The following is a 15,294-nucleotide window of genomic DNA, read 5'->3' as shown; positions in this document are numbered from 1 at the left end:
GGGTTCTCGGCAACGCATTTCTGGATATTCTTGTTCAAGCGCTACGGCCAATAAAAAAACCCCTGGATGTTACCGCCAGGGGCCTTGCTGATTGACTGCACTCAGCTGACTTTGATGTTGATGTGTTTTTCCGGTTTGATGGCCTCGGGCTTCTTCGGCATGCTGATGGTCAGCACGCCCTTGCTGAAGCTGGCCTCGATCTTGTCGGCATCGACGCCCTTGGGCAGGTTGAAGATGCGTTCGAAGGAGCCGTAGTGACGCTCGGAGAGGTAGTAGTCCTTCTTCTTCTCCTCGGTTTCTTCCTTCTTCTCGCCCTTGATCACCAGATTGCCGTTGGACAACTTGATCTCGATGTTCTTCTCGTCCATGCCGGGCAATTCGGCGGTGATCTCGAAGCTCTTTTCCTTCTCGGCGATATCCACGGCGGGGATGCCGTGGCCCATCAGCTCGCGGCGAAAGAACGGCTCGACGTCGAACATGCGGCGGCCGAAGGGCATCGCCAAGGGACTACGGGAAAAGTCCTCGAACAGATGATCGATCTGCTCGCGCAGATTGGCCAACGGATGCCAGGGCGTTGCCAGCTCTGTGCGTTTACTCGCGGCTTCTTCGGTTTTTACCGGCATTTTCTTTGCGGAACTGGGCATTTTCATTCCTCCTGGGGATTGTCCGGGGATGGACAATTTTTATTGTGCGAGCGTCCATGCACGGCAACTTTGATCTTGATCAAAGCGATTCCATTGCTCGCCAGGCCTGCACCGCGATTCGTTGATCTTGATCAAACGGCTAACAGGAACAGCGGCCTAGCCTGACTTGCAAGTAGTCCGGCGAGGAAATCGGCATGCGCGTGATACCGAGCATTTGCACGTTCTGCGGAGTAGGTTGCGGCATTGGTCTGCGCGTCGAAGAGGGCCGCGTCATCGGCGTCGAACCACAACCCGGACACCCGGTCAGCCAGGGCCAACTCTGTTCCAAGGGCTGGGCCACCAGCTTCGCCATTGACCCCTACCAGCGTTTGACCCAGCCGATGATCAAGGAACATGGCCATTTCCGTCCTGCCAGTTGGGATGAGGCGCTGGGGCGGGTCGCCGAGGAATTCCGCGCCGCCCTGGATGAGCAAGGGCCCGCGGGCGTCGGCGTGATCAGTTGCGCCCGCGCCACCAACGAGGATAACTACGCCGCGCAGAAGTTCGCGCGCGCGGTGCTCAAGACCCACAACATCGATCACTGCGCGCGCATCTGTCACAGCCCCTCGGTAGCCGGCTTGGCGCGCACCCTGGGCTCGGGGGCGATGACCAACAGCATTGCCGATATCGACCAGGCCGACCTGATCCTGGTAATCGGCGCCGATGTCACCGAGAACCACGCGATGATCGGCGCGCGCATGCTCCGGGCCCAGGCCCGTGGCGCCACCCTGGTGGTGGTCGATCCGCGCAAGACGCGGCTGGCCCGCCTGGCGGACATCCACCTGCAAGTGCGTCTGGGCAGCAATATCGCGCTACTCAATGGTCTGGTGCAGATCATTCTCGCCAATGCCTGGGAGAACCGAGCCTTCATCGACAACCGTTGCGAGGACATCCAGCCGCTGCGCCAGCACCTGGCCGGGCTGACGCCGGAGCAGACCAGCGCCGCCACCGGCGTGGCGGTGGCCGACCTGCAACGCCTGGCCTTTCTCTACAGCCACGCCAAGGCGGCGTTCACCGCCTATGGCATGGGCATCACCCAGTTCCAGAGCGGCACCAACAACGTCATCGCGGTCTCCAACCTGGCCTTGGTCTGCGGCCAGATCGGCCGTCCCGGCACCGGCATCAATCCGCTGCGCGGGCAGAACAACGTGCAGGGCGCCTGCGACATGGGCTGCCTGCCGAATGTCTACCCCGGCTACCAGGCTGTCACCGACCCGGCGGTGCAGGCCAAGTTCGCCGCGGGCTGGGCCACTGAACTGGCGCAGGCCCCCGGCCTGACCTCGCAGGGCATGCTCAAGGCGGCGCTGGCCGGTGAGCTGCGTGCGCTGATGATCATGGGCGAGGAACCGCTGCTGACCGATCCGGACCAGAACCAGGTGGCCCGCGCCTTCGCCGCCCTGGATTTTCTGGTGGTGGTCGAACTCAGCCTGACCGAGACGGCCAAATGTGCCGATGTGCTGTTGCCAGCCGCCGCGTTCGCCGAGAAGGACGGCACCTTCACCAACTGCGAGCGGCGCGTGCAGCGCATTCGCCAGGCCATCGCCGCGCCAGGATTGGCCCGGGGCGATTGGCAAATACTGGCGGAACTGGCCCTGCGCATGGGCTATCCGGGCATGGCCTGGGCCGATGCAGAGGCGGTGTTCGCCGAAATGGCGGCGTTGACGCCGTCCTTTTCCGCGATCAGCTACCCGGCCCTGGACGCCAATCATGGCCTGCAATGGCCCTGTGATGCCGCTCATCCGCAGGGCTCGCCGATTCTCCACGAGCACTCCTTCCCGCTGGGGCGCGGGCGCCTGCTGCCGGTGACCCAGGTGGCGCCGGACGAATGCCCGGACGCCGAGTATCCCTTTGCCATGACCACCCACCGGCTGCACTTTCACTACGGTGGCGGCTCGATGACCCGCAAGTCGCCGCTGCTCGAACGCGAGACGCCGGCCGGGCTGCTGTTCATGCACCCGGCCGACGGGGCGAAGCTGGGGCTGCACAATCACCAGGGGGTGCGGGTGAGTTCGCGCCGCGGTTACCTGGAAACCCGTGTGCAACTGACCGACGACGTGCCCGTGGGCATCCTGGCCATGCCCTATCACTTCCATGAAGCCCCCTGTAACCGCCTGACCAACGACGCCCAGGACCCGATCAGCAAAATGCCCGAGCTGAAAGCCTGCGCGGTGAGGGTCGAGCCCCTACCGCCCGACCAGGCGCCCAGTGCCCAGGCCGGTAGCCGCGAGGTCGATCATGCAAGCCTATAGCCTGGATCAACCGGAACGCCTGCGTGCGCATCTGGCACTGCAGCATCGGCTGTATGAGGTGCGCGGGGATGGCCAGGGCGGGCACCACTGGCAAGTGGTCAGCGCCCAGGATTTCAGCGCATTCGAGCCCTCGGCCGAGCCACCGCCATTCTCCGCCAAGAGCTTCTTCTTCGCCGAGCGCGAGTTGCTGTTCCGCTTCGACGGCGGACAGTTCTACTCGGCGTTGCCAGCCGTGGTGCCCCAGGTGTTGTTCGGCCTGCATGCCTGTGACCTGCAGGCCGTCGCCTACCAGGATCGTTTCTTCGCCGAAGACCCGCATTACCAGGCCCGGCGCAACGCCACCCTGCTGGTGGGCATCGATTGCCTGCACAGCTGCGCCGGCGGTTTCTGCAGCATCGTCGGCAGCGGCCCGGCGGTACGCGAGCAGAGTGCCGACCTGATCCTGTTGCCCCGCCAGGACGAAGCGGCCGACTGGCTGCTGCTGGTCGCCAGTGAGCCCGGTCACGCCGCCTTGCGCGGCCTGCGCTTGCCGGAGGCCAGCGCTGACTGGCAAGCCGAGCGCAGCGCCAACCAGCTCTGCGTAGCCGAAGAACAGGGCCCGCAGCAAGAAATAGTCGAAGGCATCGTGTCCCTGAATGCCGGGCAGATCGACGCCGATACCTGGGAGGCGCTGGGGCTGCGCTGCCTGGGCTGCTCCGGTTGCACCACCGAGTGCCCGACCTGTTCCTGCTACGCCCCGCAGGATCGCCTCAACGCGCCTGCCAGCATGCAGCGCGAGCGGGTCTGGGATTCCTGCCTGTACCAGGGCTTCCAGCAAGAGGCGAGTGGACATAACCCCAGCGCCACGCCGGGACAACGGGTGCAGCGTTTCTGGTCGCACAAGTTCGGCGATGGTTTCAAAGCCCAATTCGACGCATACGGCTGTGTCGGTTGCGGCCGCTGTGACCGGGTTTGCCCGGGCGGCATAGGGGTACATGGGGTAATGCGGCGGGTGGTCCAGCCATGATCGATCTGACTCCACGCAAACTGCTGTTGCTTGACCACTACGCGGACGGTGAAGAGGCGCGTCACTTTAGCTTGCGCATCGACAAGCCCGCGGCCGCCGATAGGGCGGTGATTCCCGGGCAATTCTTCATGCTCACGGTGCCTGGTTTCGGCGAAGCGCCCTTCACCTACCTCAAGCTGCCGGACCAACAGGGCCGCTTCGACGCCCTGGTGCGGCGCATGGGCGCGCTGACCCAGGCCTTGTTCGAGCAACCGCCAGGCGCGGTGCTGGGGTATCGCGGCCCCTTCGGCAAGGGCTGGCCGTTGTTCTTCTGCGCGCACCGGGTGCTGGTTGTGGCCGGTGGCTGCGGCCTGGCGCCGTTGGCCGGGGTGATCGACGAAGCCAGTCGGCACCGCCTGCCGCTGCAGCTGAGCGTCATCTATGGCGCGCGCAACAGCGCGGCCCAGGTGCTCGGGCGCGAGCGCGAGCGCTGGCGGAAGAGCTTGCGCTTCATGGAAACCTGCGACGAGGCCAAGCCCCACCAACGCCAGGGTTCGCCGCTGGATCACTTCGACGAACTGTTCGCCCATGAGGCACCGGAAGCGGTGCTCTGCTGTGGCCCCGAGGCGCTGATGCTGGCGACTGCCGAGGCGTGCGTGCAGCGTGGCATCGCGCCGCACAAGATCTGGCTCTCGCTGGAGCGGCGCATGCACTGTGCCGATGGCCTGTGCGGGCATTGCTACCTGGGCACCGAGTACGTCTGCAAGGACGGCCCGACCTACCGCTATGACCGTTACCTGCAAGTGCAGGCCGCGGGTTACCGCACACTCATCACGCAGGATCAGCGGCTCTGTTGAGTCGTCACCCGGGGAAATCGACTATGCGACCGGCGATCATCGAAAAAACCGCAGCGGAGCTACGGCTCAAACCCAACTGGGATGACAGCCCCGAGGCCCGCGCAGCCTTCTCCTGGCAGGCCCAGGCCGAGGAGTTGGGCGGCCAGCCCAGTGGCGCCCTGAATCTGGCCTACGAGGCCGTCGACCGGCATGCCCATGGCCCGCGCAGGCGCCATGTCGCGCTGCGCATCCTCGATCGCAATGGCGGCCATTGCTCGATCAGCTACGCGCAGTTGAGCAGCCTGAGCAACCGCTTCGCCAATGTCCTGCAGGGACTGGGTGTCGGTGCCGGGGCGCGCTTGTTCGTGCTCTGCGAGCGCGGCCTGGAGCTCTACCTGGGGGTGCTCGGCGGTTTGAAGAACGGCTGCGTGGTGTCGCCGCTGTTCTGCGCCTTCGGCCCCGAACCGCTGGAAACCCGGCTACGCCTGGGCGAGGGCAGCATATTGCTGACCAGCGAGACCCTCTATCGACGCAAGATTGCCGCCATCCGCGAGCGCCTGCCGGCGCTCGAGCATGTGCTCTTGTACGACGAAAACGGCGCCAGCAGCACCCCGCCGGAGGGCACCCTGAGCCTGCACAAGCTGTTGGCCACGGCCGCGGAAGACTTCAGCATTGCCCCGACCACGGCCGACAGCCCGGCTTTGCTGCACTTCACCAGCGGTACCACCGGCACGCCCAAGGGCGCCTTGCACGTGCACGGCGCGGTGCTGACCCATTACGTCAGTGGCAAGTACGCCCTCGACCTGCACCCCAATGACATCTACTGGTGCAGCGCCGATCCCGGCTGGGTCACGGGGACCTCCTACGGCATTATCGCGCCGTTGTTGCTGGGCGTGACCAGCGTGGTCGACAGCGGCGAATTCGATGCCGAGCGTTGGTACAGCATCCTCGAAAAGGAGAAGGTCAGCGTCTGGTACACCGCGCCCACGGCCATTCGCATGTTGATGAAAGCCGGTCCGGAGCTGGCCCAGCGGCATAATTTCGCCCAGCTGCGCTTCATCGCCAGTGTCGGCGAGCCACTTAACCCGGAGGCCGTGTGGTGGGGCAAGGAGGTGCTCGGTCGGCCGATTCACGACAACTGGTGGCAGACCGAGACCGGCGGCATCATGATCGCCAACACCCTGGCCATGCCGATCAAGCCCGGTTCCATGGGCAAGCCGCTGCCAGGCGTGGAGGCGGCAATCGTCAACCGGGATGAGGACGGCAGCTTGCGAGTGCTGGCCGACGAGCAGGTCGGCGAACTGGCGTTGAAGCGACCCTGGCCGGCGCTGTTTCGCACCTACCTGGGCCAGGAGGAGCGCTACCGCCGCTGCTTCGTCGGCGACTGGTACCTGAGCGGCGACCTGGCCCGCCGCGATGCCGACGGCTACTACTGGTTCGTCGGTCGCGACGACGATGTGATCAAGTCGGCGGGGCACCTGATCGGCCCGTTCGAGGTGGAAAGCGCACTGCTGGAGCATCCGGCCGTGGCCGAAGCGGCGGTGATCGGCATCCCCGATGCGTTGCTCGGCGAGCGGGTCAAAGCCTTCGTTGCGCTGAAGAGCGGCTTCGTCGCCAGCCAGGTGCTGCACGACGACCTGCTCGGCCATGCCCGCAAGCGTCTAGGCGCCGCAGTGGCGCCCAAGGCGCTGGCATTCCTGCCGAACCTGCCGCATACCCGCAGCGGCAAGCTCATGCGCCGCCTGCTCAAGGCCCGTGAACTGGGCCTGCCCGAGGGCGACACCTCGACCCTGGAGAACCCGCAATGAGCGCGCCCATGCCATATCCGCACGAGTTCGCCCTGGGCCTGCTGCGCGACATGCTGCGCATCCGCCGCCTGGAAGAACGCGCCGCCGAACTGTATGGGGAAGGCAAGATCCGGGGCTTTCTGCACCTGTATATCGGCGAGGAAGCAGTGGTGGTCGGCGCCCTGCATGCTTTGGCACCCGACGATGCGGTGCTCGCCACCTACCGCGAGCATGGCCATGCGCTGATCCAGGGCGTACCGATGACGCGGATCATGGCCGAGATGTACGGCAAGCAGGAGGGTTGTTCGCGCGGACGCGGTGGCTCCATGCACCTGTTCGACGCCAGGACGCGCTTCTTCGGCGGCAACGCCATCGTCGCCGGCGGCCTGCCGCTGGCAGTCGGTCTGGCCCTGGCCGAACGCATGCAGGGCGGTAAGCGGCTCGCCGCCTGCTTCTTCGGCGAAGGCGCGATGGCCGAAGGCGCCTTCCACGAGTCGCTCAACCTGGCCGTGCTCTGGCAACTGCCGGTGCTGTTCTGCTGCGAGAACAACCTCTACGCCATGGGCACCGCCCTGGCCAGATCGCAGTCGCAGACCGACCTGTGCGCCAAGGCCGCCGCCTACAAGGTCGCCACCCAGGCGGTGGACGGCATGGACGTGGTCGCCGTGCACCAGGCCACCCGCGAGGCGGTCGAGCAGGTGCGCGCGGGGCAGGGGCCGTATTTCCTCGAATACCAGACCTACCGCTTCCGCGCCCACTCGATGTTCGACCCCGAGCTGTACCGCGACAAGGCCGAAGTCGAGCAGTGGAAGAAGCGCTGCCCGGTCCTCGCCTACAAGACCCGGCTCAAGGCCGAGGGCCTGCTCGACGAGGCGGTCCTGGCGGCTCTGGAGGCCGAGGTGGAGCAGGAGGTGGAGGCCGCGGTGGCCTTCGCCGAGGCCGGCAGTCTGGAACCGGTGGCAGATCTGTGCCGCGATCTCTACACGCCACCGCCGGCAGGCGCGGAGGGCGCGCCATGAGCCAGCGCACGACCTACCGCGAGGCCCTGCGTGAAGCCTTGCGCGAGGCATTGCAGCGCGATTCGCGGGTGTTCCTGATGGGCGAAGATGTCGGCCGCTATGGCGGCACCTATGCCGTGTCCAAAGGCTTGCTGGCAGAGTTCGGCGAGGCGCGTATCCGCGACACGCCCTTGTCCGAGCTGGGCTTCGTCGGCGCCGGCATCGGCGCGGCACTGGGCGGCATGCGGCCGATCGTCGAGGTGATGACGGTGAACTTCAGCCTGCTCGCCCTCGACCCGATCATCAACACCGCCGCGACCCTGCGCCATATGTCCGGCGGCCAGTTCTCGGTACCGCTGGTGCTGCGCATGGCCACCGGCGCCGGACGCCAGTTGGCGGCCCAGCACTCGCACAGCCTGGAGGGCTGGTACACGCATATTCCCGGCCTGAAAATTCTCGCCCCGGCGACCCTGGAGGACGCCCGCGGCATGCTCTGGCCGGCGTTGCAGGACCCCGATCCGGTGCTGATCTTCGAGCATGCCCAGCTGTACAACCTGGAGGGCGAGCTGAATCAGCACGAGCCGGTGGACATCTGCTCGGCCCGGGTGCGCCGCGAGGGCGGCGACCTGAGCCTGATCGCCTACGGCGGCACCCTCGGCAAGGCCCTGGCGGCCGCCGAGCAACTGGCCGGGGAGGGCATCGCCGCCGAGGTCATCGACCTGCGTGTGCTGCGCCCGCTGGACGACGCGACCATTCTCGCCTCGCTGCGCAAGACCCGCCGCGTGCTGGTGGTCGACGAAGGCTGGCGCACTGGCAGCCTGGCCGCCGAGATCATCGCGCGGATCGTCGAGCAGGCGTTCTACGAACTGGATGCGGCGCCGGCGCGGGTGTGCAGCGCCGAGGTGCCTATTCCCTACGCCAAACACCTGGAACAAGCCGCACTGCCGCAGGTGCCGGCAATAGTCGCGGCAGCCCATGAGCTGTGCGGCTAACCCGCCGGCAAAGGATTGTCGGCGCGGGGGCGTTGGATGTAGGAGCGGGGGGGACGCCTAGTTCCATGCCCGCGATAGCTTTGTGGGCATGGTGCCAGGCGTCGCGCCCGCCCCGAATCGATTCGACAGGAGCGACGCATGATCGAGTTCAAACTGCCATCCCTCGGCGCCGATATGGACGAGGGCACGCTGCTGGAGTGGCGGATCAAGCCAGGCGATGCGGTCAAGCGCGGCCAGGTGATTGCCGTGGTCGATACCGCCAAGGCGGCCGTCGACGTGGAGTGCTGGCAAGAAGGCGAAGTCTTCGAGCTGCTGATCGAGCCCGGTGCCAAGGTGCCGGTGGGCACGCCGATCGCCAGTTTGCTGGAGTCCGGTGAAAGCGCTGAAACCGCGCGCCGCCAGCTGCCGCGCAAGCCGACTGTCGAGCCCGTTGCGCCCGCCCTCGGCAGGCCGGCCGAAGTCGTGGCGCCAGCCAGCCGGCCACGGGTGTCCCCGGCAGCGCGCAAGCGTGCCGGCGAACTGGGCCTGGACCCGACGGCGCTGACCGGCAGCGGGCCGCATGGGGTGATCACCCTGGAAGACGTCGAAGCCGCCAGCCGGGCGCCGGCGCCAACCGAACGCGGCCAGAGCGAGCGCACGGCTGCCATGCGCCAGACCATCGCCGCGGCCATGAGCCGGTCCAAACGCGAGATCCCGCATTACTACCTCAGCGAAACCATCGCCTTGGGCGCGGCCATGGCCTGGCTGCAGACGCGCAATGCCCGGAGCACGCCGGAGGAGCGCCTGCTGCCGGGCGTGCTGCTGCTCAAGGCGGTGGCTCTGGCGCTGCGCGAGTACCCGCAGCTGAATGGTTTCTGGCGCGAGGGTGCCTTCCAGCCGGCAGCCGACATTCACCTCGGCATGGCCATCGCCCTGCGCCAGGGCGGCCTGATCGCGCCGGCGCTGCACGCGGTCGCCAGCAAGCCTCTTGAGCAACTGATGGGCGAACTCACCGATCTGGTGCAGCGCGCCCGCAGCGGCTCGCTGCGCAGCTCCGAACTGAGCGATGCCAGCCTTACCGTCACCCAACTCGGCGATCAGGGCGTGGACAGCGTATTCGGGGTGATCTATCCGCCCCAGGTGGCCCTGGTCGGCTTCGGTCGCATCGCCGAACGGCCCTGGGTCGAGGACGGCCAGCTCTGCGTGATGCCCTGCGTGGTCGCCAGTCTGGCCGCCGATCACCGGGTCAGCGACGGTCACTATGGCGCGCGCTTTCTCGGCGAAGTGCGGCGTCTGCTGCAGCAACCGAAGAGCCTCTGAGGAGCATGGCAATGGATCGACAACAATTGCGCCAGCAGGTCCTGCAAGAGTTACAGCACATTGCGCCGGAACTCGAACCTGAGGCGTTGCGCAGCGACCGCTCGCTGCGCAACGAGGTCGATCTCGACTCGATGGATTGGTTGCGCTTTCTCGGCGCCTTGCACCGGCGCCTGGGTGTCAACATTCCCGAGGCCGACTACCACAAGCTGGACAGCCTCGATGCCCTGATTGCCTACCTGGAGCCGCGTCTGACCTAGCAGGCGCAGCGCCTTGGTCACCGCGACCACAGGGGTACTTGATCGCTTCATCAGCTGATCCGGCCTGCATGGCGAGCGCCAATCGCCGGGCTGCGTGTATTCGCAGCCCACTCGACCGGGCGCTTCGGCGGCGGCCGGGTGGAGGCCCTGATCGAACCGCAGCGCCACCTGCGTGCGCTGAACGCGCAAATCAGCCTGTAGGCATACAGGCCGCCACACCGATGCGCCCGACAGCGGGTTCAGTCACGTTGCCAGTGGATGCTGACGTGAGTCTGGTCATCGTCGTAGTGGTATTGGGTCTGGCCCTTGTAGGCGGAATCGAGGGCGTGGCCGATGCGGTTGGCCAGATGGATACCGGTTGTGGTGACCTGCACGACGTCATCCTGGGTCGTCACCTCGAGCAGGCGCTCCATGGCGTGCTCGGCCTTCTCCAGCGTCTCGGTGTTGTGGATCAGGTTGAGGATTTCGTCGTGATGGGCCTTCAAGAACTCCCCTGACAAGGTCAGGGTCCCCGCCGGGACCTTGTCCTCAATACGTCGGCAGGCCGGACAGATAACCTCTGCCACGTCGCCGGAGAGGTGGGTTTGGGCGGTTTGCCAGGCCCAGCTGCCAGCCTGATAGAGCGCATCGCACCTGGGGCAGAGGGCAGTACCGGCACTCCGAGGGCTGAGGGTCGGATCGTGGCGCTGGGGATTGAACAGCTTGTTTTTCTGGCTCTGCTGGTACTTGTCCATGACATTCTCCGCAACGTAAAAAGCAGTGGGTTGAGTGGGTTGCTGGCCAACTTCAACAAGCAGGCACCTGCTATCTGTTTGCACTGCTTTGCGCCGATGCATCTTGATGTACATCAAAGCGGGTTGACGCTGGCACGAGCGCACCGGCAGCACTGACAAACGGTGCATTACAGGACGCGGAGGAGGGCCTGCAGTCAGCCGCCGTGGCGCAGCACCTCGATGCGAAACGCCTGCTCGTAAGGCGGCACGTTGCATTCGATGATGTCGCCGGGGGCGATCTGCAGGCGCACGCCGACGATATCGGCATGCACCGGCTGGGTGCAGACGCAGCGATCGACCAGCACCGCCGCACGCACCCGCTGGGCACCGAGACGCGCCAGGTAGGCGCAGGTGCGCAACAGCGAGTGGCCTTCATAGAGCACGTCATCGACCACCAGCAGGGTGGTGCCGGACAAGTCCAGTGCGGCCAGTTCGGCGCTCTCGGTCAGTGCCGTTTGCGCATGCAGCAGGCTGAGGTCATCGGCGTAGCGTTTGACCTTGAGCGCATACAACGGCAACTCGGCTTGCCCGGTGAGCTGCGCCAACTGCTGTTGCAGCATGCGCGCCAGTGGCTCGCCACGGCGCAGAATGCCGACCAGTGCACTCTGCCCGGGCGGCAACAGGGCCGCGGCCTGGATGGCCATGGCATGCACGATGGCGGCCAGTTCTTCGCTGGTGTACAGGCATAGCCGCAGCCCGGCGGATTTAGTCGGCATGGTGATGGCCTCCATCTGAACGCTAGGCCGGGAGTGGCCGCAGCGCCGGAAACTCTTCAGGGGTCAGGGTTTCCTTTTCCAGCAGCAACTGGGCACCTTGCTCCAGCTCGGCGCGCCGACTCTGCAGCAGAGCCTTGGCCTGCGCATAGGCGTCATCGATCAGGGACCTGACGCTCAGGTCGACCTCGCGCGCGGTCTCTTCCGAATAGTCTTTCTCGCGCAGGCTGATCGCCTGTTCGCCCAGGTAGCTGGCACTTTGGTGCTCCAGCACGGCTTGGCCGAGCTCGGCTGTCATGCCGAAGCGCGTGACGATCTGCCGGGCGATGTCAGTGACCTTGGCCAGGTCGTCGGCGGCACCGGTGGATATCTCGTTGAAGATCAGATATTCCGCCGCCCGCCCGGCAAGCAGCACGACCATGCGGTTTTTCAGTTCCGCCAGGGTGATCAGGAAACGATCCTCGGTAGGTCGCTGCAGGGTGTAGCCGAGGGCACCGACCGAGCGCGGGATGATCGACACCTTGTGCACCGGATCCATGCCCGCCAGGCTGGCCGCGGCCAGGGCGTGGCCCATTTCATGGTGGGCCACCACCTCGCGCTCGTGGGGCTGGAGCAGGCGCCCGCGGCGTTCGCTGCCAACCACGATGCGCTCCACCGCGGCGGTGAAGTCGGCCATGCTCACCGCATCGGCGCCGCGGCGAGTGGCGAGGATGGCCGCTTCATTGATCAGGTTGGCCAGGTCGGCACCGGAGAAACCGGTGGTAATCCCGGCGATGCGATCCATGTCGAGGTCGGCGGCGACCTGGATGCGCTTGGCATGCACCTTGAGAATGGCCAGCCGGCCGCGGCGATCGGGGCGATCGATGACGATCTGGCGATCGAAGCGGCCGGCGCGCAGCAGGGCGGGGTCGAGGATCTCCGGGCGGTTGGTGGCGGCCAGCAGTACCACCCCTTCGCGTGGGTCGAAACCGTCCAGTTCGGCGAGCAGCTGGTTGAGGGTCTGCTCCTTCTCGTCGTTGCCGCCAAAGGCGCCAACCCCGCGCGCCTTGCCCAGGGCGTCCAGTTCGTCGATGAAGATGATGCAGGGCGCGGCCTTGCGTGCCTGCTCGAACAGGTCACGGACCCGGGCGGCACCGACGCCGACGAACATTTCGACGAACTCCGAACCGGAGATGGAGAAGAACGGCACGTTGGCCTCGCCGGCCACCGCCTTGGCCACCAGGGTCTTGCCGGTGCCAGGCGGGCCGACCAGCAGAATGCCCTTGGGAATGCGCGCACCGAGGCGGCTGTACTTGGGCTGGTCCTTGAGGAAGGACACCACTTCGAGCAGCTCGGCCTTGGCTTCGTCAATACCGGCCACATCGTCGAAGGTCACCCCGGTATCGCGCTGGACGAAAACCTTGGCCCTGGACTTGCCGACGTTGACCATGCCGCCTAACCCCTGTTTCTCGACCAGGCGACGAAACAGGAACGACCAGAGGGCGAAGATCAGGAGGAAGGGTAACAACCAGCTCAGCAGGTTGCTGATCAGCCCGCCTTGGCGGGTGCCACTGAAGGTCACATTCGACTGCGCCAGGGCCTCGGCCAGCTCGGGTTCAACCCGCACGGTGACAAATTGGCTGCGGTCGTTGATTGGTTCCTTGAGCTTGCCGCTGATCTGCTGCTGCTCGATGAGCAAGTCGCTGAGTTTCTCTTCCTTGAGCAGCCGTATGAACTCGCTGTAGGGCAGGGGTTCGACCGCGCTGCGTGCCCCCAACCAGTCCTGAAACACCAGAAGCAGGCTGAAGGCGACGAGAAAGAACCAGAGGTTCCATTGCTGCTGCTTTTCCATGAGGCCTGTCCTCGGGGGAGTGGTGCGAGCTTAGGTGTAACCCTGGCGGCCGGATGCGGTATTGATGCCCGTCAAGCCGCTATCGCTTGTAGCCGTCGCCGCTAAACTAAAAAAAGGATAGAGCAGCCTGGAGGTGAACCATGGCTATCCGTGAAGGTTTTATCGGAACCATTGGCGACACGCCGCTGATTCGCCTCGGCAAGCTGAGCGCCGAGACCGGTTGCGAGATCCTGGCCAAGGCCGAGTTCCTCAACCCAGGCGGCTCGGTGAAAGACCGCACGGCCCTGGGCATCATCGCAGAGGCCGAACACGCTGGCCGTCTGGGGCCGGGCGGTACGGTGGTCGAAGGCACCGCCGGCAACACCGGCATCGGCCTGGCGCATATCTGTGCGGCGCGGGGTTACCGCTGCATCATCGTGATCCCGGAAAACCAATCGCGGGAGAAGTTCGACCTGCTGCGCCAACTGGGCGCCGAGGTGCGTCCGGTATCGCCCAAGCCGTACAGCGACCCGGATAATTACCAGAAGATCGCCGGTCGCCTGGCCACCACATTGCCGGGGGCGATCTGGGCCAACCAGTTCGACAATACCGCCAATCGCGACGTGCACTACCGGACCACAGGCGCGGAAATCTGGCGCGATAGCGAGGGCAGGGTGGATGCCTTCGTCTGTGCGGTCGGCACCGGCGGCACCCTGGCCGGCGTGGCGCGTTATCTCAAGGAGCGCAAGCCGGCGGTGCGCATCGTGCTGGCCGACCCCATGGGCAGCGCCCTCTATCACTGGGTGCTGGACGGCGAGTTGCGCGCCGAGGGCAAGTCGATCATCGAAGGCATCGGCACCAGCCGGGTTACCGCCAACTTGCAAGACACACCGATCGATTCGGCGCTGCAGGTGGACGATCAGCAGTGCGTGGACATGCTGTATCGCCTGCTGCGCGAGGAAGGTTTGTACGTCGGGGGGTCGAGCGGCATCAACCTCTGCGCGGCGCGCGAACTGGCACTTGAACTGGGGCCAGGACACTGCGTCGTGACCCTGTTGTGCGACCGCGGCGGGCTCTACGCCGGTCGCCTGTTCAATCGCGCCTGGCTGAGCGAAGCCGGGCTGCAGCCGCCGGCCTGAGCGGGCTTCAGTCGGCATTCGGGCGCTGCGCCTGCAGCTCGGAGAGCAGGGCGCTCATGTTGCGCCAGTGCGTACCCTGCCAGTACAGACGTCCACAGCCGTGGCACTGCATGAACTGCGAATAGCTGTAGCCGATGCGGCTGGGTAAGCGCTCGCGGGCTTCTTGTACATCGATGCTCTGCAACGGCTGATTGCAATGCAGGCAGCGGCTGAGTGGTTTGATGCTGGGCGCGAGATCGAGCCGCTGGCACAGTTCGTACAACTGCTCGGCGGGCTTGCGCGCATGCACGTAGCAGCCATGACTGACCAGCCGGCGCTTGAGCAATTCGCGGTCGCGGGTCAGCACGATGCGCTGTTCGCGCGCGGCTATTTCAACGATCTGCAGATCGTCGAAGTGGTTGTCGTAGAGCGTATCGAAACCGGCCATGCGCAGCAGGCGGGCCAAGCCACCGAGGTGGGCATCGGCGATGAAGCGCAAGACCCGCAACGGCTGCTCCCGTACCTTGAGCAGGGCGCTGATGTCCAGGCGTTCGAACTTGGGGTAGACCGCCACCCGGTCGCCGTCCGCCAATAACCGGTCGAAGCCTACCGATTCGCCGTTGACCAGCAGCAGTTCGACCTCGGTGTGGGGGACGCCAAGGGCCTCGACCATGTGCTTGGTGGTGGCCGCGCGGGCGCACAGGCAGTCGAACTCGCGGCGCCGCCGCTCGGCCGGGAGGAAGTCATTGAGCTCCTCATAGAAGCGAAAAGTCGCGCGAACCATGACTCAAGCA

At 65.8% G+C, this 15,294-nt stretch carries 14 protein-coding genes; 9 read left to right on the top strand and 5 right to left on the bottom strand.

The window, feature by feature from the left end; translation table 11 throughout:
- Positions 1-101 precede the first annotated feature (101 nt).
- Entirely contained in the window at positions 102-644 is a 543-nt protein-coding gene (locus LJY18_RS21855; protein ID WP_238044462.1) for an Hsp20/alpha crystallin family protein, read from the bottom strand.
- A 194-nt stretch (positions 645-838) separates the two neighbouring features.
- Here LJY18_RS21855 and fdhF point away from each other — a divergent pair, with 194 nt between their 5' ends.
- The 8 genes from fdhF (at position 839) to LJY18_RS21815 (ending at position 10,086) form a co-directional block, all read left to right on the top strand.
- Complete coding sequence (gene fdhF / locus LJY18_RS21850; protein WP_238044460.1) at positions 839-2,932, top strand: formate dehydrogenase subunit alpha; 2,094 nt, start codon at positions 839-841, stop codon at positions 2,930-2,932.
- Entirely contained in the window at positions 2,919-3,938 is a 1,020-nt protein-coding gene (locus LJY18_RS21845; protein WP_238044457.1) for a 4Fe-4S dicluster domain-containing protein, read from the top strand. The genes fdhF and LJY18_RS21845 overlap by 14 nt, the downstream gene beginning before the upstream one ends.
- Positions 3,935-4,774 (top strand): FAD/NAD(P)-binding protein, encoded by an 840-nt coding sequence (locus LJY18_RS21840; RefSeq protein ID WP_238044455.1) that lies wholly within the window; start codon positions 3,935-3,937, stop codon positions 4,772-4,774. The genes LJY18_RS21845 and LJY18_RS21840 overlap by 4 nt, the downstream gene beginning before the upstream one ends.
- A 23-nt stretch (positions 4,775-4,797) precedes the next feature.
- Positions 4,798-6,561 carry an acetate--CoA ligase gene (gene acsA / locus LJY18_RS21835; protein WP_238044453.1) on the top strand — a complete coding sequence of 588 codons (1,764 nt, stop codon included), beginning with the start codon at positions 4,798-4,800 and terminating at the stop codon, positions 6,559-6,561.
- 8 nt (positions 6,562-6,569) lie between these two features.
- Positions 6,570-7,559, top strand: a complete 990-nt coding sequence (gene pdhA / locus LJY18_RS21830) for a pyruvate dehydrogenase (acetyl-transferring) E1 component subunit alpha (protein ID WP_238044451.1) — start codon at positions 6,570-6,572, stop codon at positions 7,557-7,559.
- Positions 7,556-8,530, top strand: coding sequence for an alpha-ketoacid dehydrogenase subunit beta (locus LJY18_RS21825; protein ID WP_238044449.1), 975 nt, complete (start codon positions 7,556-7,558; stop codon positions 8,528-8,530). Before pdhA ends, LJY18_RS21825 begins: the two co-directional genes overlap by 4 nt.
- A gap of 138 nt (positions 8,531-8,668) precedes the next feature.
- A complete protein-coding gene (locus tag LJY18_RS21820; RefSeq protein WP_238044446.1) occupies positions 8,669-9,829 on the top strand; it encodes a dihydrolipoamide acetyltransferase family protein in 1,161 nt (386 codons plus the stop codon).
- An 11-nt stretch (positions 9,830-9,840) separates the two neighbouring features.
- Entirely contained in the window at positions 9,841-10,086 is a 246-nt protein-coding gene (locus tag LJY18_RS21815) for an acyl carrier protein (protein ID WP_238044444.1), read from the top strand.
- Between the two features lie 239 nt (positions 10,087-10,325).
- On the opposite strand, the gene LJY18_RS21810 is transcribed toward LJY18_RS21815, so the two are convergent.
- The 3 genes from LJY18_RS21810 to ftsH all read right to left on the bottom strand — a co-directional run bounded on the left by LJY18_RS21810 (position 10,326) and on the right by ftsH (position 13,403).
- A complete protein-coding gene (locus tag LJY18_RS21810; RefSeq protein WP_238044441.1) occupies positions 10,326-10,820 on the bottom strand; it encodes a BCAM0308 family protein in 495 nt (164 codons plus the stop codon).
- Between the two features lie 194 nt (positions 10,821-11,014).
- Positions 11,015-11,575 (bottom strand): phosphoribosyltransferase family protein, encoded by a 561-nt coding sequence (locus tag LJY18_RS21805; RefSeq protein ID WP_238044439.1) that lies wholly within the window; start codon positions 11,573-11,575, stop codon positions 11,015-11,017.
- A 22-nt stretch (positions 11,576-11,597) separates the two neighbouring features.
- Positions 11,598-13,403 carry an ATP-dependent zinc metalloprotease FtsH gene (gene ftsH / locus LJY18_RS21800; protein WP_238044437.1) on the bottom strand — a complete coding sequence of 602 codons (1,806 nt, stop codon included), beginning with the start codon at positions 13,401-13,403 and terminating at the stop codon, positions 11,598-11,600.
- 140 nt (positions 13,404-13,543) lie between these two features.
- Between ftsH and LJY18_RS21795 the strand changes: the two genes are divergently transcribed.
- On the top strand, positions 13,544-14,521 hold the full coding sequence (locus tag LJY18_RS21795; protein ID WP_238044435.1) for a cysteine synthase A: 978 nt from the start codon (positions 13,544-13,546) through the stop codon (positions 14,519-14,521).
- A gap of 7 nt (positions 14,522-14,528) precedes the next feature.
- On the opposite strand, the gene LJY18_RS21790 is transcribed toward LJY18_RS21795, so the two are convergent.
- On the bottom strand, positions 14,529-15,284 hold the full coding sequence (locus tag LJY18_RS21790) for a Mut7-C ubiquitin/RNAse domain-containing protein (RefSeq protein ID WP_238044432.1): 756 nt from the start codon (positions 15,282-15,284) through the stop codon (positions 14,529-14,531).
- Positions 15,285-15,294: the final 10 nt, after the last annotated feature.

This window comes from Pseudomonas sp. MMS21 TM103, from assembly GCF_022132145.1.
Classification (GTDB): Bacteria; Pseudomonadota; Gammaproteobacteria; order Pseudomonadales; family Pseudomonadaceae; genus Aquipseudomonas.
Note: the sequence above shows the minus strand (reverse complement) of the source record. Positions and strands in the feature narration are given on the sequence as shown.

Bases quoted from the DNA above. Each gene is read 5' to 3' on its own strand.
- LJY18_RS21855 (WP_238044462.1), bottom strand. From the start codon at position 644: ATGCCCAGTTCCGCAAAGAAAATGCCGGTAAAAACCGAAGAAGCCGCG.
- fdhF (WP_238044460.1), top strand. From the start codon at position 839: ATGCGCGTGATACCGAGCATTTGCACGTTCTGCGGAGTAGGTTGCGGC.
- LJY18_RS21845 (WP_238044457.1), top strand. From the start codon at position 2,919: ATGCAAGCCTATAGCCTGGATCAACCGGAACGCCTGCGTGCGCATCTG.
- LJY18_RS21840 (WP_238044455.1), top strand. From the start codon at position 3,935: ATGATCGATCTGACTCCACGCAAACTGCTGTTGCTTGACCACTACGCG.
- acsA (WP_238044453.1), top strand. From the start codon at position 4,798: ATGCGACCGGCGATCATCGAAAAAACCGCAGCGGAGCTACGGCTCAAA.
- pdhA (WP_238044451.1), top strand. From the start codon at position 6,570: ATGCCATATCCGCACGAGTTCGCCCTGGGCCTGCTGCGCGACATGCTG.
- LJY18_RS21825 (WP_238044449.1), top strand. From the start codon at position 7,556: ATGAGCCAGCGCACGACCTACCGCGAGGCCCTGCGTGAAGCCTTGCGC.
- LJY18_RS21820 (WP_238044446.1), top strand. From the start codon at position 8,669: ATGATCGAGTTCAAACTGCCATCCCTCGGCGCCGATATGGACGAGGGC.
- LJY18_RS21815 (WP_238044444.1), top strand. From the start codon at position 9,841: ATGGATCGACAACAATTGCGCCAGCAGGTCCTGCAAGAGTTACAGCAC.
- LJY18_RS21810 (WP_238044441.1), bottom strand. From the start codon at position 10,820: ATGGACAAGTACCAGCAGAGCCAGAAAAACAAGCTGTTCAATCCCCAG.
- LJY18_RS21805 (WP_238044439.1), bottom strand. From the start codon at position 11,575: ATGCCGACTAAATCCGCCGGGCTGCGGCTATGCCTGTACACCAGCGAA.
- ftsH (WP_238044437.1), bottom strand. From the start codon at position 13,403: ATGGAAAAGCAGCAGCAATGGAACCTCTGGTTCTTTCTCGTCGCCTTC.
- LJY18_RS21795 (WP_238044435.1), top strand. From the start codon at position 13,544: ATGGCTATCCGTGAAGGTTTTATCGGAACCATTGGCGACACGCCGCTG.
- LJY18_RS21790 (WP_238044432.1), bottom strand. From the start codon at position 15,284: ATGGTTCGCGCGACTTTTCGCTTCTATGAGGAGCTCAATGACTTCCTC.